Origin of the sequence: Pseudomonas sp. (assembly GCF_032058845.1) — a bacterium.
Taxonomy (GTDB): Bacteria; Pseudomonadota; Gammaproteobacteria; order Pseudomonadales; family Pseudomonadaceae; genus Aquipseudomonas.
Genome location: NZ_DAMCCR010000051.1, coordinates 12,421 through 29,976, shown reverse-complemented (window position 1 = coordinate 29,976; position 17,556 = coordinate 12,421). Strand labels below are relative to the sequence as shown.

Sequence of the window (17,556 nt, the reverse complement as noted above, 5' to 3'; positions counted from 1 at the left end):
GTACGCACGGTGGTGTGAGAGGACGGCGGATGTGAATCCGCCTCCTACTCGATCCGGCGAGAAATTCCCCTTCCGCTCCCGCTTTTCTCGATAAACCCACAAGCTTGGGGCCTGTCTGGCCGATACCGGTGTGCCCGTCACTGCACGGTGCAGACCTGGCCCTGGCCATGGCTGTACCACGTGCCGACGCCCTGACTTACAGCCCTGCGGACCCGAGGACGCCATGCGCAAAAGCCTTCGTTTCAGCCACAAGATCCTGATCGCCGCGTCACTGATCGTGATCGTGGCGTTTACCCTGTTCACGCTGTTCAACGACTACCTGCAGCGCAATGCCATCCGCGCCGACCTCGAGAGCTACCTGAGCGAGATGGGCCAGTCCACCGCGACCAACGTCCAGGGCCTGTTCGACGGCCGCATCCGCATGGTCGACAACCTTGCGCAGAACATCGCCCAGACCCCCGCCGAGGCCCCCGCCTTGCTTGGCCAGCCGGCGCTGACCTCGAGTTTTCTGACGGTCTATCTCGGCCAGGTCGACGGCCGTTTCACCGTGCGCCCCGACGCCAAGATGCCCGATGGCTATGACCCGCGCGTACGGCCCTGGTACAAGGACGGCATGGGCGCCAGCGGCGCCATCCTCACTGAACCCTACATCGACCTGACCACGCAGAAAATGGTCATCAGCATCATCAGCAAATCGGCGAGCAACGTCGGCGTGGTCGGCGGCGATCTGGCCCTCGACGGCCTGGCCAAGATCATCAACGCGTTGAATTTCGGCGGCATGGGCTACGCGTTCCTGGTCAACGATCAGGGCAAGATCCTGGTTCACCCCGAGCAGGAGCTGGTGATGAAATCGCTGTCGGACCTGTTCCCCGGCCAGACCACCCAGCTGACCCAGGCCCTGAGCGAAGTGCAGGAAGCCGACGGCCAGACGCGCCTGCTCAGCTTCACGCCGATCAAGGGCCTGCCCAATGCCAACTGGTACGTGGGCCTGTCGATCGACAAAGACAAAGCCTTCTCGATGCTCAGCACCTTCCGCACTTCGGCAGTGATCGCCACGCTGGTGGCGGTGGTGATCATCATCGCGCTGCTCGGCCTGCTGATTCGTGTGCTGATGCAGCCGCTGCACGTAATGACCCGCGCCATGGAAAACATCGCCGAGGGCGAAGGCGACCTCACCCGCCGCCTGGATATCCAGCACCACGACGAATTCGGGGTGCTGGGCAATGCCTTCAACCATTTCGTCGAACGTATCCACAGCTCGATCCGGGAAGTGTCTTCGGCCACCGAGCAGGTCAATGAAGTGGCATTGCGGGTGATCAGCGCCTCCAACTCGTCGATGAGCAACTCCGACGAGCAGAGCAACCGCACCAACAGCGTGGCCGCAGCCATCAACCAGCTGGGCGCCGCCGCGCACGAGATCGCCGGCAACGCCGCACTGGCCTCGCAACACGCCAGTTCGGCGCGGCTGCTGGCCGAAGAAGGCCAGCAGGTGGTCGAGCGCAACATTCAGGCGATGACCCGGCTGTCTGACCTGATCGTCACCTCCAGCGCGCACATCGAGACGCTCAACGGCAAGACCGTGAACATCGGCCAGATCCTTGAAGTGATCACCAGCATCTCCCAGCAGACCAACCTGCTGGCGCTCAACGCCGCGATCGAAGCCGCACGCGCCGGTGAAGCCGGCCGCGGCTTTGCCGTGGTGGCCGACGAGGTGCGCAACCTGGCGCACCGTACCCAGGAGTCGGCGCAGCAGGTGCAAGGCATGATCGAGGAGTTGCAGGTCGGCGCTCGTGCGTCGGTCGAGACCATGGACCAGAGCCAGCGCCACAGCCAGGACAGCGTGGCAATCGCCAACCAGGCCGGTGAACGCCTGGGCAGCGTGACCGGGCGCATTGGCGAGATCGACGGCATGAACCAGTCGGTGGCCACTGCCACCGAGGAGCAGACCGCCGTGGTGGAGGCGATCAACGTCGACATCAGCGAGATCAACATGCTCAACCAGGAAGGCGTGGAAAACCTGCAGGCCACCCTGCGTGCCTGCGCCGATCTGGAGCAGCAGGCTGGGCGCCTGAAGCATCTGGTCGGCACCTTCCGCATCTGAGCTGGCGTATCGAGGTGGGCCTTCGTGGCCCCTTCGATGTGCCTGTCGACTGGCAGCCTTGCCTCACGCAAGGCCACGCCAAGCCCTTGATCGGCCACGCCGATCGAACAAATCCCCTCCGCGGACGGTCAACCTTCAGGCGCGTCCTGTAACGGTCTGTTACAGCTGATCGACAGGCCGAAGATGATCCCGGAGGGATACCGACCGTGCACATTGCTGACATCACCATGTTCTACGCCCCGGCAAGCGGAGGCGTACGAACCTACCTTGATGCCAAACACCGACGCCTCGACGCCATGTCGGGCGTGCGTCACAGCTTGCTCATCCCGGGGGCCACGGCCGCCGAGGACAATGGGATCTACCAGGTTCCCGCCCTGCCCCTGCCGTTCGGCAAGGGCTATCGTTTTCCCGTCCGGCTGGCGCCGTGGTGCAATGTATTGCGCACGCTACAGCCTGACCTGATCGAGGTCGGCGATCCCTACCTCACCGCCTGGGCGGCCCTCGAAGCGCGGCGCCAGCTCGACGTGCCGGTCATCGGCTTCTACCACTCCGACCTGCCGCTGCTGGTCAGCAATCGCATGGGCAACTGGTTCACCCCCAACGTCGAAGCCTATGTGAGCAAGCTCTACGGCAACTTCGACCGCGTGCTTGCGCCCAGCCAGGTCATGGCTGACAAGCTCACCCGCCTGGGCGTCAAGGACGTGCATGTGCAGCGCCTGGGCGTGGACCTGAACATGTTCAATCCGGCCCACCGCGACCCGCAGCTGCGGGCACGCCTGGGCATCGCCGACACCACGCGCCTGCTGGTCTTCGCCGGTCGCGGTTCGCGGGAAAAGAACCTCCCGGTGCTGCTCGACTGCATGCGCCAGCTGGGCAGCCGCTATCACTTGCTGCTGGTCGGCTCGAGCATGCCGTCCAACGTGCCTGACAACGTCAGCGTGATCAACCGGTTCTGCCCACCCCAGGAAGTCGCCAGCCTGCTTGCCAGCGCCGACCTGCTGGTGCACGCCGGGGATCAGGAAACCTTCGGCCTGGTGATCCTCGAAGCCATGGCCAGCGGTACCCCTGTGGTGGCGGTGAATGCCGGCGCCTTTGGCGAGATCGTTCGCGATGACTGCGGTCGGCTGTGCACGCCCAACGATGGCAAGGCCATGGCCGGCGCTGTGCAGGAAATCTTCGAAGACGGCGTGCGCAAGCTCGGCGCTCAGGCACGCAGCCACGTTGAACAACAGTATTCCTGGGACAGCGTGGTGAGCGGCCTGATCGAGCATTACCATGCCGTGCTGGGCCACCAGCCGCAGGTACGCGCCCATGGCTGAGTCGCTCCAGGCGCCACCGAGCGTGATGCTGGTGCTGCACGACGTGGCGCCAGAAACCTGGCCTGACTACCAGCCGTTCGTCGAAGCGGTGGACGCGTTGGGCAATGTACCCATGACCTGGCTGGTCGTGCCGGACTTTCATCACCGTAACGCCCTGCAGCATGCACCGGCTTTCTGCCGGCTGATGCACCGGCGCCTGGCCAAGGGCGATGAACTGGCGCTGCATGGCTTCTATCATGCCGATGACGGGCCTGCACCGCGCACCCCGCGCGAGCTGTTCATGCGCCGGGTGTATACCCACGAAGGCGAGTTCTACGGCCTTGACCAGGCGCAAGCGCTGCAACGTCTGCGTGAAGGGTTGCAGCTGTTCGACGCCCAAGGCTGGCCGGTGGCCGGTTTCGTCGCCCCGGCCTGGCTGATGAGCGAGGGCACCCGCGAGGCGCTACGGCAACTGCCGTTGCGCTACACTAGCACGCCGCAGCACCTGTATCGCCTGCCCGATTTCGCCGCCATCGATGCGCCTGGCTTGGTATGGAGCGCGCGCAGTGCCTGGCGACGCGGGCTGTCGAAAGTCGTCAGCGACTGGCAGCGTCGACGCCTGGCGTCGGCCAATACCGTGCGTCTGGGCCTGCATCCGGTCGACATGCGCCACCGCTCGTCACGCGACTACTGGATGAGCACCTTGCGTGAGCTGATGGCGCAGGGGCGTCAACCGCTGACCAAATCCGCCTGGCTCGACCGCCAGCTCAGCCGATGACCCGCTGGATCTGGCTGGGGCTGGCCGTATTGCTGGCCCTGGCCGTGCCTGCCTTTCTGGGCGGCAGCGAGCTGCTGCCGCGCCTGCAACGCTTCCCGCCGAGCCTGCTGAGCGGGCTGCTCGGCATGATCCTGCTGTGCTGGTTGATCAACGCGTGGCGCCTGCGCCTGCTGCTCGGCCAGCAAGGGGCGCAGCTCGGCGTGGTGCGCAGCGTCGGCGTCTTGATGGCAACCGAATTTGCAATCTGCACCACCCCGGGTGGCAGCGGCGGCCCACTGACGCTGATCGCCCTGCTCAACCGCGAGGGCATCAGTGCAGCGCGCAGTGGCGCAGCGTTCGCCATGGACCAGCTCAATGACCTGCTGTTCTTTTTCTGCGCCATGCTTGCGATCGCCGGCTATGCGGTATTCAACCGGTTGGGCAACAGCCAGCAGAGCATGCTCCTGGGCAGCGCCTTGATGCTGTGCGCCGCACTGCTCGTGCTGCTGGCAGTCCTGCGCTGGCGCCGCCAGGTGATGCGTGGCAACGGCCGCGTGCTTACGCGCCTGGGAATGTCGGCATCACGCCAACGGCGCTGGGCGCGCAAGCTGCTGCGTTTCATGCACGCCCTGGCCGAGATGTGGCGCCTGCCCAAGCGCACCCTGGCGCTGGTGTTTGCGCTCACCTGCGCGCACTGGAGCCTGCGCTACAGCGTGCTGTATTTCGTCCTGCAGGGGCTGGGGGTGGAGCTGTCGTGGATCCCCAGCTTTCTGGTGCAGATGCTGGCGCTCAGTGCGGGGCAGTTCAGCCTGTTGCCAGGGGGCGCGGGTGCCGCGGAGCTGACCTCGGCGACCCTGCTGGCGCCGATGGTGGGCGCCTCGACGGCGGCTGCGGCCATCGTCATCTGGCGGGCCATCACCTACTACTTCTATCTGCTGGCAGGTGGGCCGGTATTCGTCTGCCTGCTGGCCAGGCCGCTGTTGGCACGCTGGCGGCGTCAGGCGGGCTAGGCGCTGCCTGAACGCTGTCCGGGCGCGTGCAGATCGCGTCCGGACAGCGCCAGTGGTTAGTCGAACACCACCGTCTTGTTGCCGTGCACCAGCACGCGGTCTTCGAGGTGGTAGCGCAGGCCGCGGGCCAGCACCATCTTCTCCACATCACGCCCAAAGCGAACCATGTCTTCGATGCTGTCGGCGTGGTTCACACGGACCACGTCCTGCTCGATGATCGGGCCGGCGTCCAGCTCTTCGGTGACGTAGTGGCACGTCGCGCCAATCAGCTTGACGCCGCGCAGGGACGCCTGGTGATACGGCTTGGCACCGACGAACGAAGGCAGGAAGCTGTGGTGGATGTTGATCACCCGCTCGGCGTAGTCCTGACACAGTTGCGGCGGCAGAATCTGCATATAACGCGCCAGCACCACGACATCGGCACCGTGTTCGGCCACCAGGCGCGACACTTCGGCAAACGCCGGTTGTTTGTCCTGGGGGTCGACCGGCACATGGAAGAACGGGATACCGTGCCACTCGACCATGCTGCGCAGGTCGTTGTGGTTGGAGATCACGCACGGAATGTCGCAGTCGAGCTCATCGGTGTGGAATCGGTGCAGCAGGTCGGCCAGGCAGTGCGACTCACGGCTGGCCATGAGCACCACGCGCTTCTTGTGCGCCGAATCGGTGATCCGCCAGGTCATGGAGAACTCTTCGGCGATCGGCGCGAAGGCTTCACGCAGGGCCTCGATACCGAACGGCAGTGTTTCGGCACGAATTTCGTGACGCATGAAGAACCAGCCGCTCTGTTCATCGGAATGATGACTGGCTTCATTGATCCAGCCGTTGTAGAGCGCCAGGAAATTACTGACTTTGGCCACGATGCCGACACGGTCGGGGCACGCGATCACCAGACGATAGGTGCGCATCAAACAGACTCCAGAACTTCGCAAAGGCGGCGATTGTAGCGGCACGCCGGGAAAAACGCAGTAGCCATCTCCACCCGATGCCAGCTTGCGTGCGCTGGGTTGCCGGAGACCGGTAAAAATGCACAATGCGAAACGTCCGAGGCATATGTAAAAAAAAATTTATCAACTACATCGGGAGCCATGCGCCATTAAACATGCCGGCACCCGAGTTAGTTGTTTACTTGGCTGTAGCGTCTGTTTACTATTGCGCCACTGTATCCCTGAAATATTCCCAAGGAACGTCCCATGTCCCTGATCAACGAATACCGTGGTATCGAAGAATCCATCAAGGAACTTCAAGCGCGCCTGGCAAATCTGTCCCAAGATGACAAGCTGAAAAAAGAGCTGGAGTTTGAAGGCAAACTGCGCACGCTGATGGGTGAATACTCCAAGTCGCTGCGCGATGTCATCGCCCTGCTCGACCCGGAATCCAAAAGCAGCAAAGCCCCACGTGGCACTGCCAAGCCTGCCACCACCAAGCGTGCACGCAAGGTCAAACAATACAAGAACCCTCACAACGGTGAAGTGATTGAAACCAAAGGTGGCAATCACAAAACCCTGAAAGAATGGAAAGCCAAATGGGGTGGTGATGTGGTTGAAGGCTGGGCAACCCTGCTGGGTTGATTGTCCAGGCTTTACCGGCACACTTGCCCTATAAAGAACGCCAGCATTTGCTGGCGTTTTTTTATGGGCGTTGAATACCGATCAGATCAGAGGCCGTAGTGCTGCCGAAGGCGCTCGGCATGCTGCTGCCAGGCGCGTAGCACACGCTGCCCGCCCTCGTCTGCGCTTGCCAGGCTGCTCGACAGCGCCTGCTGGAAATCGCCCAGGGTATTGGGCGCACCGGCCTGGGGCAGGCTCAGACGCTGCTGACAGAATGTGGCCCAACGCTGGCGCTCCTGCTCACCGAGGGTTTCAGGAAAGTTTCGGGCGCGGTAACGGAACAACAGTTCCGGCAAGCGCGCATCATCGAACATCCATTGCCCGCTGGCCAGTTGCTGCGGATCGAGTACGCGTACCTGCTCGCACAATCTTCTATCGCGCTCGCCAATGAAGCCGTCATACAACTGTTGCTCTGGATCTTCGCTAAGCCCGAAATCCTGCGCGCTATAGATCGGTGCGAGTTTTTCCTGCCATACCGCCTGTTGGCTTATCAACGCTTCGGCCTGCGCCAGATACACCGCTCTATCTATCCCCAAACGCCGCTCGTCAGTTGTTCGAAGCACAGACAAGGGTGCCAGCACTGGACAACGATTGATCTGCACCAGTTTAAGCGGGACGGGTAGAACATCGGCGCCCAACTCTTCACGCCGCGTGTATAAACGTCGGCGTAGCTCGTCAGGACTTTCCTGCAACAAAGGCAGAATATCCTGATGTAAATCGCAGACTATCAGTGCATTACGGTTGCTCGGATGCCAGGCTAATGGCAATACCACACCCAGGTATTTGCGCTCAGCCGAGAAGCGTCCTGATACATGTACCAGCGGTTGCAACAGCTGGATTTGCTCGAGCACCTTGTGCTTGCTGCGCAGCTCGAATAACCAGTGGTACAACTTGGGTTGCCGTTCACGAATCAGCCGGGCCAGGCCCAGGGTCGCGCGCACATCCGACAGCGCCTCGTGCGCGTCGCCATGTTCGATGCCATTGGCACGGCTAAGCAACTCCAGGCGCAGGCTGATACGCCCGTCCTGCTCCGGCCAGTTCAACCCTTCAGGGCGCAAGGCGCAGGCGGTGCGTACCAGGTCGATGAGGTCCCAGCGGCTGTTGCCGGCCTCCCACTCACGGGCATACGGGTCGAAGAAATTGCGGTACAGGCTGTAGCGGGTGACCTCGTCGTCAAAACGCAAGCTGTTGTAGCCCGCGCCACAGGTGCCGGGGCGCGACAGCTGCGCGTGCACACGGGTCATGAACTCGGCTTCGCCCAGGCCCTGTTCGGCCAGACGCTGCGGGGTAATGCCGGTTACCAGGCACGCTTTGGGGTGCGGCAGGATATCGTCACTGGGCCGGCAATACAGGTTGACGGGCGCTTCGACCTCGTTGAGGTCGAGATCGGTGCGCACGCCGGCCATCTGCAAGGGCCGGTCGCAGCGCGGATTGATGCCGGTGGTTTCGTAGTCGTGCCAGAAAATGCTGGAGCTCACGGGGTCGTCCTGTCTGTAGGTCGACCCGAGTCTAGCGGGGCGCAGGGGCCAGGGGCCAGGGCAGCGTCAGGCCGACGCGCTGATCTGCTTGAAGGTGAAGAACGCTTGCAGCGCACGAACGAAGGAGTCGTAGTCGCGCGGCGCCTGCAGCAGCATGAAACCGGAGTTGTAATGGCCAGGGGTTTCATCTTCCTGGCACCACACACAGCTGGCCGTCAGGTTGATGAACTGATGGCCGCCGCCCTTGAGCGGGACGCGAATCTGCAGTTCGAAGTCTGGCCCGACCATCACCGGCAACTCGCTGAGCAGCATCAGACCGCTCTCCGAGACATTGCCCAGGTAGCCGAGCGAATGGCCGGTGATGCGGTTGAAGAGTTGCAACACACAGTGCAACTCATGGCGTTCTATGTGACGGGCAGTAAACATGATGCTCGGGGCTTTCCTTCGTAAGGCCAGGAAAACGAGCTGCTGGCAGTGAACGATACGTCTTTATGGGTGGCAATGGGTGGCACTTGTCGCGTGGAACCGATCAGGGCGGTATAGCAGATAATCAACGCTTGTCACCCTCCATGCCTCAACGCCAGGGCGTTGATCGGGCCGGCGTGGTCACCGCTGGCTCGGTTGTGCGGTAGTACCCCAGGCGCTCCAGCGTCTGCAGGCGCGCCGCGGCCCGGTAGGCGTATTCATTGCCTGGAAAACGCTGGATCAGGTACTGATACGTCTGTGCCGCATCGACATAAAGCTTCTGTCTTTCCAGACACTGGCCTCGCAACAATGACACCTCCGGATGGATGAACGGTCGCGCACGGCTGGTGCGGTCGACTTGCGACAGTTCCAGCATCACGCGCGCGCAGTCGCCGCGGTCATAGGCACGATAGGCGTTGTCCAGGTGGTGGTCCATCGACCAGCGCGTACAGCCGCCAAGGCTGGCCATCAGCACCAGGAAGATCAGGGTTCGCATGGGCATTCTCCTTTGATAGGCACTGTATCGGCGGTCACCGGCAAATCTTCACAGGGGCCTGCGAGCCTGCACACGGGTTCTCCCCGCCGGGGCAGGTAGTGCAACCGAACAATGACTACAACCGGATTGAGGAGTAGCCTCTCGCTGCGCTTCACTATAGGAGTCTATGCATGACCATCCGCCGTACCAAAATCGTCGCCACCCTTGGCCCTGCCAGCAACTCGCCGGAAGTGATCGAACAACTGATCCTGGCCGGTCTTGACGTGGCACGCCTGAACTTCTCCCACGGCACGCCCGACGAGCACAAGGCTCGTGCACGGCTGATCCGCGAAATCGCTGCCCGCAACGGCCGCCACGTGGCGTTGCTGGGCGACCTGCAGGGTCCCAAGATCCGTATCGCCAAGTTCAGCAACAAGCGCATCGAGCTCAAGCTGGGCGATCGCTTCACCTTCTCCACCGCGCACCCGCTGACAGACGGCAACCAGGAAATCGTCGGCATCGATTACCCGGACCTGGTCAAGGATTGCGGCGTTGGTGACGAACTGCTGCTCGACGACGGCCGCGTGGTCATGCGCGTCGAAACCGCCACCGCCGACGCCCTGCACTGCGTGGTGCTGATCGGCGGCCCGCTGTCTGACCACAAGGGTATCAACCGCCGTGGCGGCGGCCTGACGGCACCGGCCCTGACCGAGAAAGACAAGGCCGACATCAAGCTGGCCGCAGAAATGGACCTCGACTACCTCGCCGTGTCCTTCCCGCGTGACGCCAAGGACATGGAATACGCACGCAAGCTGCGTGACGAGTCTGGCGGCAGCGCCTGGCTGGTGGCCAAGATCGAGCGCGCCGAAGCCGTCGCTGACGACGAAACCCTCGACGGCCTGATTGCTGCCTCCGACGCCGTGATGGTCGCCCGGGGTGACCTGGGTGTGGAAATCGGTGATGCCGAGCTGATCGCGATTCAGAAGAAGATCATCCAGCACGCCCGCCGCAACAACAAAGCGGTGATCGTCGCCACGCAGATGATGGAGTCGATGATCCAGAACCCGATGCCGACCCGTGCGGAAGTCTCGGACGTCGCCAACGCCGTCCTGGACAACACCGATGCGGTGATGCTGTCGGCCGAAAGCGCCGCCGGTGCCTACCCGATCGAAGCGGTTCAGGCCATGGCGCGTATCTGCCTGGGCGCGGAAAAACACCCCACCAGCCAGAAATCCAGCCACCGCCTGCACACCACCTTCGAGCGCTGCGACGAAAGCATCGCCCTGGCGGCGATGTACACGGCCAACCACTTCCCGGGCGTCAAGGCGATCATCGCCCTGACCGAGAGTGGCTACACACCGTTGATCATGTCGCGTCTGCGCTCGCACGTGCCGATCTACGCGCTCTCCCCGCACCGTGCCACGCAGGCGCGCGCCTCGATGTTCCGCGGCGTGTACCCGATCGCCTTCGACCCGGCAGCCCTGCCGGCCGAACAGGTCAGCCAGGCGGCCGTGGACGAGCTGCTGCAACGCGGCCTGGTGCAACAGGGTGACTGGGTGATTCTGACCAAGGGTGACAGCTACCACACCATTGGCGGCACCAACGGCATGAAGATCCTGCATGTCGGTGATCCGTTGATCTGACCTGTAAAGCTTCAGCGTTGACCGAAAGGGCCGCATTGCGGCCCTTTTCTATGGGCTGACGGACGAGGTGAAGACATCGGCAAACAGCTGGCTTCTCGGCAGGCCCGCCATGAACAGGGCGCGGGCGAACTGTTCGACCGTGCCGGGTGCACCGCAGGCCAGGGCTACTGTCTGCCTGGGCAAGCCACGCAGGCCCGCCAGGGCGTGTGGCAGCTGCTCCGCCAGCACGTAGTCCACCTGAATCTGCCCGCCCACAGCGGCCAGCGCGTCCAGCGCATCGGCCAGGTAATGGCCTTGCGCGGAGTGCGCCAGGTGCAACACGCGAATCGGCCCTGCATGCCCCTGGCGCACGGCTTCGCGCAGAATCCCCCACAGCGGCGCCAGGCCGGTGCCGGCCGCCAGCAGGCATAACGGACGGTCCTGCCAGTCCGGATCGTAGTGCAGCGCACCGCCGCGCAACTCCCCCAGACCCAGCTCATCGCCCACCTGCAATTGCCGGGCGAGGTCACTGAAGGCGCCAGGTCGGCGGCAATCGAGGTGAAACTCCAGCGCTCGATCCTCGCCCGGCACGCTGGCCAACGAATAGGGCCGCGCGACACTGCGCAGCCACAGCACCACATGCTGCCCGGCCTGATAGCGCAAAGGCCGCTCAAGGAGCAGGCGCAGGCGCAGTACCTCGCCGCGCCAGTCCAGGTCCGTCACCTGTGCCGGCAGCGCGTCGGTACGTGGATCGAACGGCGCTATGTGGAGGTCGCTGAGCACCCGGCACTGGCAGGCCAGGCGCCAACCGTCTCCCCGCTGCGCGGCAGACAGCGCGTCGGGCCGGGCGTCGTCCGGCTCACCAGCGAGGCAGCGCACCAGACACGCATGGCAGCTTCCCGCACGACAACTGCAGGGCACGCTGACCCCTGCCTGATTGAGCGCATCGAGCAAGTTGCTGCCAGCCGGCACCGACCAGCGCCGAGTGCCCACGCAGAGTTCAGGCATGGTGAAATGTCTCCAGGGGTGTGCCGCACAGCATGGCACGGACGCGCCGAAAAGGCTGCGCCTGCTGCGCGTCAAGCACGGGTGGTACAACGGGTAAGGCGCGGTATAATGCCGCGCCTTTTTTCCGTGACGGCCCGACCAGCCGGCACCTCTTGCAAGGTAATCGGCCCGCAGCCTGCTGGCGTCGAAAGCCTTTATGAATGTTCCCGTCTTTACAGAGGAGCGCGCTGCATGACCGTGATCAAGCAAGACGACCTGATTCAGAGCGTCGCCGATGCCCTGCAATTCATCTCGTACTACCACCCCGTCGACTTCATCCAGGCGATGCACGAAGCGTACCTGCGTGAAGAGTCGCCCGCCGCGCGCGACTCCATCGCCCAGATCCTGATCAACTCGCGCATGTGCGCCACCGGCCACCGGCCGATCTGCCAGGACACCGGTATCGTCACCGTGTTCGTGCGTGTGGGCATGGACGTGCGCTGGGACGGCGCCACCCTGAGCGTCGACGACATGATCAACGAAGGCGTGCGCCGCGCCTACAACCTGCCCGAGAACGTCCTGCGCGCCTCGATCCTGGCCGACCCGGCCGGTGCCCGCAAGAACACCAAGGACAACACCCCGGCCGTCATTCACTACTCCATCGTCCCCGGCGACAAGGTCGAAGTGGACGTTGCCGCCAAGGGCGGTGGTTCGGAAAACAAGTCGAAGATGGCCATGCTCAACCCCTCCGACTCGATCGTCGACTGGGTGCTGAAAACCGTGCCGACCATGGGCGCCGGCTGGTGTCCGCCGGGCATGCTCGGCATCGGCATCGGCGGCACCGCCGAGAAGGCCGCGGTCATGGCCAAGGAAGTGTTGATGGAATCCATCGACATCCATGAGCTCAAGGCCCGTGGCCCGCAGAACCGCATCGAAGAGATCCGCCTGGAGCTGTTCGACAAGGTCAATCAGCTCGGCATCGGCGCCCAGGGCCTGGGCGGGCTGACCACCGTGCTCGACGTCAAGATCATGGACTACCCGACCCACGCCGCGTCCCTGCCGGTGTGCATGATCCCCAACTGCGCCGCCACCCGCCACGCCCACTTCGTGCTCGACGGCTCCGGCCCTGCCGAGCTGGAAGCGCCGTCGCTCGACGCCTACCCGGAAATCGTCTGGGAAGCCGGCCCAAGCGCGCGTCGGGTGAACCTCGACACCATCACCCCGGAAGAAGTCGCCAGCTGGCAACCGGGCGAGACCATCCTGCTCAACGGCAAGATGCTCACCGGCCGCGATGCCGCGCACAAGCGCATGGTCGAGATGCTCAACCGTGGCGAAGAGCTGCCGGTCGATCTGAAAGGCCGCTTCATCTACTACGTCGGCCCGGTGGACCCTGTCGGTGACGAAGTGGTCGGCCCTGCCGGCCCCACCACTGCCACGCGGATGGACAAGTTCACCCGTCAGATCCTCGAGCAGACCGGCCTGCTGGGCATGATCGGCAAGTCCGAGCGTGGCCCGACCGCCATCGACGCGATCCGCGACAACAAGGCCGTCTACCTGATGGCCGTCGGTGGCGCCGCTTACCTGGTGGCCCAGGCGATTCGCAAGTCGCAGGTGCTGGCCTTCGCCGAACTGGGCATGGAAGCGATCTACGAGTTCGAGGTCAAGGACATGCCGGTGACCGTGGCCGTCGACAGCAACGGTGAGTCGGTGCACATCACCGGCCCTGCGCTGTGGCAGGGCAAGATTGCCCAGAGCCTGGCGGTGGAAGTGAAGTAAGCGGTCAGCTCTAGAAACGACCGCGCTTTAGGACTGATGCCAGTCAGTTGAGTCTTTGGGGCCGCTTTGCGGCCCATCGCGGCTGAAGCCGACGAAATCTGTGAGAGCGGCCCGTCCGGCGCTCCGGTCCGGCCGCACCGGCGCACAACGCCTGCAGGTGCGTCGCATACGCCTCCCACGTCGCAAAGCGTTCGATGGCGTACTGGCAAGCTGCCAGGCGAATCATGCCGGCAGCGCCTTGAGCCAGAACGACATGATCTTGTCCGAGGCCTGGCTTTCGTTCAGGTCGCGCCAGGCACAGTGGGTGCGCAAGGACGGTTCATGCAGAAACCCGCGGTTGCGCCAGAAGCCCTGCAGCGGCTTGTAGTCGCTGGGCCGCAGCGGATGTCCGGACGGTCGCTCGACGGCGCAGAACGCGCAGTAATCGAACTCGGCCAGCTTGTGCGCGTAGGACTCGCGCTCGATGAAAAAGCGCACCCCTACGCCCTGCTTTCGGTACTCGGGCAGCACCAGCGACTCCCCGAAGTAGTACACCGAATTGGGGTCGCGGCCTTGTTCGAGGAAGGGCTGCTGAAACTCGGCAGCCTTGTCCACCAGCGGCAGGCCGGTGGAGGCGCCGACCACCTGGCCGTCATCCAGCGCCAGCACCAGCAAGCTGCGACCGGAACGTGCGTAGGGGGTCAGGTAGTCGGCTTCGTGCTCCAGCGTGCCGTCATACAGGTAGGGAAACTCACGAAACACCGTCAGGCGCAGGCGAGCGAGGTCATCGATGTAGGGCGCTATCGCAGCGCCATGAAGCAGGCGGATTTCCATGCGAAGTGGTCGTTTTGTCGATGTGGATGGCGCGCTCGGCTAAGCCGGGCTTGAGGACAAACCCTATCATCGGCCCCCAGCCTCCTCCTTTCCCGTACACGACAGGAACATTGCCATGACCGCTACGGAGCTCGTCCACGCCTACTACGCGGCGTTCAATGCTGGCGACATGCCGGGGTTACTGGCGCTGCTCAACGAGGCTGTGATCCACGACATCAACCAGGGCGAACGACAGATGGGCAAACAGGCCTTCGCCGCGTTCATGGAGAAGATGAACCGCTGCTACCGGGAACGTCTGGATGACCTCGTGGTGATGCAGAGCGCCGAGGGTAATCGTGCCGCTGCCGAATTCACCGTGCACGGCCAGTACCTGGCCAACGATGAAGGCTTGCCGGCCGCCGACGGCCAGACCTACGTGCTCTCGGCCGGGGCCTTCTTCTATATCCACTGCGGCAAGATCGCCCGCGTGACCGACTACTACAACCTCAGTGACTGGGTCGAGCAGGTGGCGTAGGGGTGGGCACCGGGGCCACGGAGTCCACACAGCGCTGCCCCGCCAGGTTAGCTGCATCGTTTCAACAGGAATGCAGCGCGTTGGCATACGTGGGACCCAAGACCGGACGGCGCAGCCGCCTGTGGGAGCCCACTGCCTTTCACGAAGGGCTGACAAACGGTCGGATCAGGCCTTTTTCGACAGCAACGCGGTCCGGGTGGGAGCGGCCGGTCCGGCGCTCCGGTCAGTCGCGATGGACGGCGCAGCCGGCCCAAGGCTGCAACCTTCACTCCCCTGCAGCGCACGGCAGATGATCCAGGCCGGTGCAGTCCAGGACACACCTGCGCCGCGCCTCAGTTGCGCCGGTCGAACAGATTGGCCACCAGCCGATCCATCCAGCCCCACACCCGCTGCTTGACCCGCCGCCACAGCGGTCGGGCGCGCCAGCTGGCCAGGTCAACTTCCTGGCTCTGGGTGAAATCGCGCTCGAAGCTGGCGGCCACCTGGGCGGTCAGCACGGGGTCCAGGCTTTCGATGTTGGCTTCGAGATTGAAACGCAGGTTCCAGTGGTCGAAGTTGCATGAACCGACACTGACCCAGTCGTCCACCAGCACCATCTTCAGGTGCAGGAAGCACGGCTGGTATTCGAAGATTTTCACCCCTGCGCGCAGCAACCGAGGGTAGTAGCGATGGCCGGCATAGCGCACGGCCGGGTGGTCGGTGCGCGGCCCGGTCAGCAACAGACGCACATCGACCCCGCGCTGGGCTGCGCGGCGCAGGGAACGGCGCACACCCCAGGTGGGCAGGAAATACGGTGTAGCCAGCCAGATGCGCCGTTCACCGCTGTTCAGTGCGCGCACCAGAGAGCGCAGGATGTCGCGATGCTGACGGGAATCGGCATATGCCACGCGGCCCAGGCCATGGCCGATGGGCGGTGTCTTGGGCATGCGCGGCAAGCCGAAGCCTTTCGGCGGGCGCCAGGCAGTGCGCAGCGAATTGGCCAGCCATTGACGGTCGAACAGGGACTGCCAGTCACTGACGATGGGGCCTTGCAAGGTGACCATCACCTCGTGCCATTCACTGGTTTCCTCGTTCGGCACCCAGAATTCATCGGTCACGCCCGTACCACCGACCATCGCCCAGCGCTGGTCCACCAGCAGCAGCTTGCGGTGGTCTCGGTACAGGTTACGCACACCACGACGCCAGTGGATCGGGTTATAGGTACGCAACTCGACACCCGCCGCCAGCAGGCGCTCGCGCAACGGTCGGCCAAAGGCCTGGCTGCCATAGCCGTCGAACAGGCAGCGCACCTGCACACCGCGGCGCGCCGCTTGCTCCAGGGCATCCACGACGGCGTCCGCGCAGGCCCCGGCTTCGACCAGATACAACTCCAGATCGACCTGGAACTGCGCGCGCACGATCGCCAACAGCATCGACGGAAAGAACGCCGGGCCGTCGATCAGGAGGTCGAACTGGTTACCTTCACGCCAGGGAAACACCGGCCCGGGCATGTCAGCGCGCCGTGAAGATCAGCACCGCGTTCACCGGCACTGTGGGGTTGATGGCCTCCAGCTTGGCGGCGCGGCGCAGGTTCTCCAGGCCCGTGGCCAGGTCGAAGTCAGCAGCGTGCAGCACGATCGGCTCCAGGGTCACGACCTGAAAGCGTCGCTCGTCGAGCCGGGTGGCCAGGAGCTGGGCATTGTAGGTCTGCGACTTGCCGTGCAGGGTCACGGTGACCGGCAGGCGCAGCTCGATCTGCGCACCGTTGGCCAGGTCATTGAGCGGGGCGAGGTCGAGCTGGGTCTTGACGGTCGCATCAGGGAACGTGCGGACCTCGAACAGGCCCTCGCGCATGCGCTCATCCTGAAGCGGCGTGCCGCTGCTGACCGAGTCCATCTCAATGCTCAGGCCCGCGGCACCCTGCCGGTCGACCGAGCCGTGCAGCACCAGGAAACGGTGCACATCGACATCCGCACCGTTCTTGCCAGTGACGAACGACAGCCGCGAAGACTCGCCATCCAGGTGCCAGTTGGCATGGGCAGGAAGGCACAGCAGCAGGATCAGGGCAGGCAACAGACGGCGCACGATGAGCATGTGAAATCTCTCGAAAAGATCGCAACATTACCCGCCCCTCTTCAGGGCAGCAAGCGACAGCCCTCGCCCGGCCCCTGCAACCCCGCCTGCGCCCGACGGCCCAGGCCTTCGGCAGTGACGCGGTGCGTGGTGATGTCTTCGTCGAGTCGGTCAAGGGGCAGGTACTGCTTCACGTAGGCGCGGCAGTAGGCCGCCTCGAAACCCATGACGAAGCGGCATGAGCAGTACTCCTTGGCCGAGTAGGCCGGCAGGATAGCGGGGAAGTCCGCCAGCGCCTGACGCGCTTGCCAGGCCCAGGCGGCGGCCAGCGCCAGCATCAGCATCCCCGGCAGCAACAGCCAGCGCGCACGTTTCATACAGGCGCTCCGGGCCAGGACCATCGCCGTGAGCGCGGCTGAGCCGGGCGGGGATCGCGGTGAGCGCCGTCAAATCCGAGGGGCCACGGCGTTGCCGACACGCCTTGGCGCCTCATCCGCGGTGTCCAGCCGGCACCGCCCTGGCCAGGCTGGTCCTGGTAGTGGCAGTGGCAGTGGCCGTAGCCGTAGCCGTAGCCGTAGCCGTAGCCGTAGCCGTAGCC

At 64.0% G+C, this 17,556-nt stretch carries 18 protein-coding genes and 2 pseudogenes; 9 read left to right on the top strand and 11 right to left on the bottom strand.

All coding sequences use genetic code 11. The features are described 5' to 3' along the window. Positions 1-223 precede the first annotated feature (223 nt). The 5 genes and pseudogenes from RT028_RS20340 to RT028_RS11655 form a co-directional block, all read left to right on the top strand. Positions 224-1,243: pseudogene (locus RT028_RS20340) on the top strand (cache domain-containing protein); the annotation flags it as partial. Between the two features lie 93 nt (positions 1,244-1,336). Next, entirely contained in the window at positions 1,337-2,101 is a 765-nt protein-coding gene (locus tag RT028_RS20335; RefSeq protein WP_409567241.1) for a methyl-accepting chemotaxis protein, read from the top strand. Between the two features lie 197 nt (positions 2,102-2,298). Further along, complete coding sequence (locus tag RT028_RS11665) at positions 2,299-3,420, top strand: glycosyltransferase family 1 protein (protein WP_312935023.1); 1,122 nt, start codon at positions 2,299-2,301, stop codon at positions 3,418-3,420. Next, positions 3,413-4,177, top strand: a complete 765-nt coding sequence (locus tag RT028_RS11660) for a polysaccharide deacetylase family protein (protein WP_312935020.1) — start codon at positions 3,413-3,415, stop codon at positions 4,175-4,177. Before RT028_RS11665 ends, RT028_RS11660 begins: the two co-directional genes overlap by 8 nt. After that, positions 4,174-5,166 carry a lysylphosphatidylglycerol synthase transmembrane domain-containing protein gene (locus RT028_RS11655; RefSeq protein WP_312935019.1) on the top strand — a complete coding sequence of 331 codons (993 nt, stop codon included), beginning with the start codon at positions 4,174-4,176 and terminating at the stop codon, positions 5,164-5,166. Before RT028_RS11660 ends, RT028_RS11655 begins: the two co-directional genes overlap by 4 nt. Positions 5,167-5,222: 56 nt before the next feature. On the opposite strand, the gene purU is transcribed toward RT028_RS11655, so the two are convergent. After that, entirely contained in the window at positions 5,223-6,074 is an 852-nt protein-coding gene (gene purU / locus RT028_RS11650) for a formyltetrahydrofolate deformylase (RefSeq protein ID WP_312935018.1), read from the bottom strand. Positions 6,075-6,359: 285 nt separating this feature from the next. Between purU and mvaT the strand changes: the two genes are divergently transcribed. Beyond that, the gene (gene mvaT, locus RT028_RS11645; protein WP_312935017.1) at positions 6,360-6,737 is read left to right on the top strand and encodes a histone-like nucleoid-structuring protein MvaT; all 378 of its coding nucleotides are present in this window, start codon (positions 6,360-6,362) and stop codon (positions 6,735-6,737) included. 86 nt (positions 6,738-6,823) lie between these two features. Here mvaT and sbcB read toward each other — a convergent pair whose 3' ends face one another. The 3 genes from sbcB to RT028_RS11630 all read right to left on the bottom strand — a co-directional run bounded on the left by sbcB (position 6,824) and on the right by RT028_RS11630 (position 9,215). Then, positions 6,824-8,254: an exodeoxyribonuclease I gene (gene sbcB / locus RT028_RS11640; RefSeq protein ID WP_312935015.1), complete on the bottom strand. Its 1,431-nt coding sequence runs from the start codon at positions 8,252-8,254 to the stop codon at positions 6,824-6,826. A 66-nt stretch (positions 8,255-8,320) separates the two neighbouring features. Continuing rightward, the gene (locus RT028_RS11635; RefSeq protein WP_312935014.1) at positions 8,321-8,680 is read right to left on the bottom strand and encodes a PilZ domain-containing protein; all 360 of its coding nucleotides are present in this window, start codon (positions 8,678-8,680) and stop codon (positions 8,321-8,323) included. A gap of 148 nt (positions 8,681-8,828) precedes the next feature. Continuing rightward, positions 8,829-9,215: a tetratricopeptide repeat protein gene (locus RT028_RS11630; protein ID WP_312935013.1), complete on the bottom strand. Its 387-nt coding sequence runs from the start codon at positions 9,213-9,215 to the stop codon at positions 8,829-8,831. Between the two features lie 170 nt (positions 9,216-9,385). Between RT028_RS11630 and pyk the strand changes: the two genes are divergently transcribed. After that, positions 9,386-10,837 (top strand): pyruvate kinase, encoded by a 1,452-nt coding sequence (pyk, locus tag RT028_RS11625; protein WP_312935012.1) that lies wholly within the window; start codon positions 9,386-9,388, stop codon positions 10,835-10,837. Positions 10,838-10,885: 48 nt separating this feature from the next. Here the strand turns inward: pyk and RT028_RS11620 are convergent, their stop codons facing one another. Next, on the bottom strand, positions 10,886-11,824 hold the full coding sequence (locus RT028_RS11620) for an iron-sulfur-binding ferredoxin reductase (RefSeq protein WP_312935010.1): 939 nt from the start codon (positions 11,822-11,824) through the stop codon (positions 10,886-10,888). Between the two features lie 231 nt (positions 11,825-12,055). Here RT028_RS11620 and RT028_RS11615 point away from each other — a divergent pair, with 231 nt between their 5' ends. Continuing rightward, positions 12,056-13,579: a fumarate hydratase gene (locus tag RT028_RS11615; RefSeq protein ID WP_312935009.1), complete on the top strand. Its 1,524-nt coding sequence runs from the start codon at positions 12,056-12,058 to the stop codon at positions 13,577-13,579. Between the two features lie 133 nt (positions 13,580-13,712). On the opposite strand, the pseudogene RT028_RS11610 reads toward RT028_RS11615, so the two are convergent. Next, positions 13,713-13,805, bottom strand: a pseudogene (locus RT028_RS11610) (amidohydrolase); the annotation flags it as partial. Then, positions 13,802-14,392 carry a GNAT family N-acetyltransferase gene (locus RT028_RS11605; RefSeq protein ID WP_312935008.1) on the bottom strand — a complete coding sequence of 197 codons (591 nt, stop codon included), beginning with the start codon at positions 14,390-14,392 and terminating at the stop codon, positions 13,802-13,804. The gene RT028_RS11605 and the pseudogene RT028_RS11610, both read right to left, overlap by 4 nt. Before the next feature lie 115 nt (positions 14,393-14,507). On the opposite strand from RT028_RS11605, the gene RT028_RS11600 reads away from it, so the two are divergent. Further along, positions 14,508-14,906, top strand: coding sequence for a nuclear transport factor 2 family protein (locus RT028_RS11600; protein WP_312935006.1), 399 nt, complete (start codon positions 14,508-14,510; stop codon positions 14,904-14,906). Positions 14,907-15,238: 332 nt separating this feature from the next. Here the strand turns inward: RT028_RS11600 and RT028_RS11595 are convergent, their stop codons facing one another. The 4 genes from RT028_RS11595 to RT028_RS11580 all read right to left on the bottom strand — a co-directional run. Further along, positions 15,239-16,396 (bottom strand): phosphatidylserine/phosphatidylglycerophosphate/cardiolipin synthase family protein, encoded by a 1,158-nt coding sequence (locus RT028_RS11595; RefSeq protein ID WP_312935005.1) that lies wholly within the window; start codon positions 16,394-16,396, stop codon positions 15,239-15,241. A gap of 1 nt (position 16,397) precedes the next feature. Continuing rightward, a complete protein-coding gene (locus tag RT028_RS11590; RefSeq protein ID WP_312935003.1) occupies positions 16,398-16,979 on the bottom strand; it encodes a YceI family protein in 582 nt (193 codons plus the stop codon). 41 nt (positions 16,980-17,020) lie between these two features. Continuing rightward, positions 17,021-17,335, bottom strand: coding sequence for an amidase (locus tag RT028_RS11585; protein ID WP_312935002.1), 315 nt, complete (start codon positions 17,333-17,335; stop codon positions 17,021-17,023). Beyond that, on the bottom strand, positions 17,332-17,556 hold a 225-nt coding region (locus RT028_RS11580), incomplete at its 5' end, for a hypothetical protein (protein ID WP_312935000.1). The genes RT028_RS11580 and RT028_RS11585, both read right to left, overlap by 4 nt.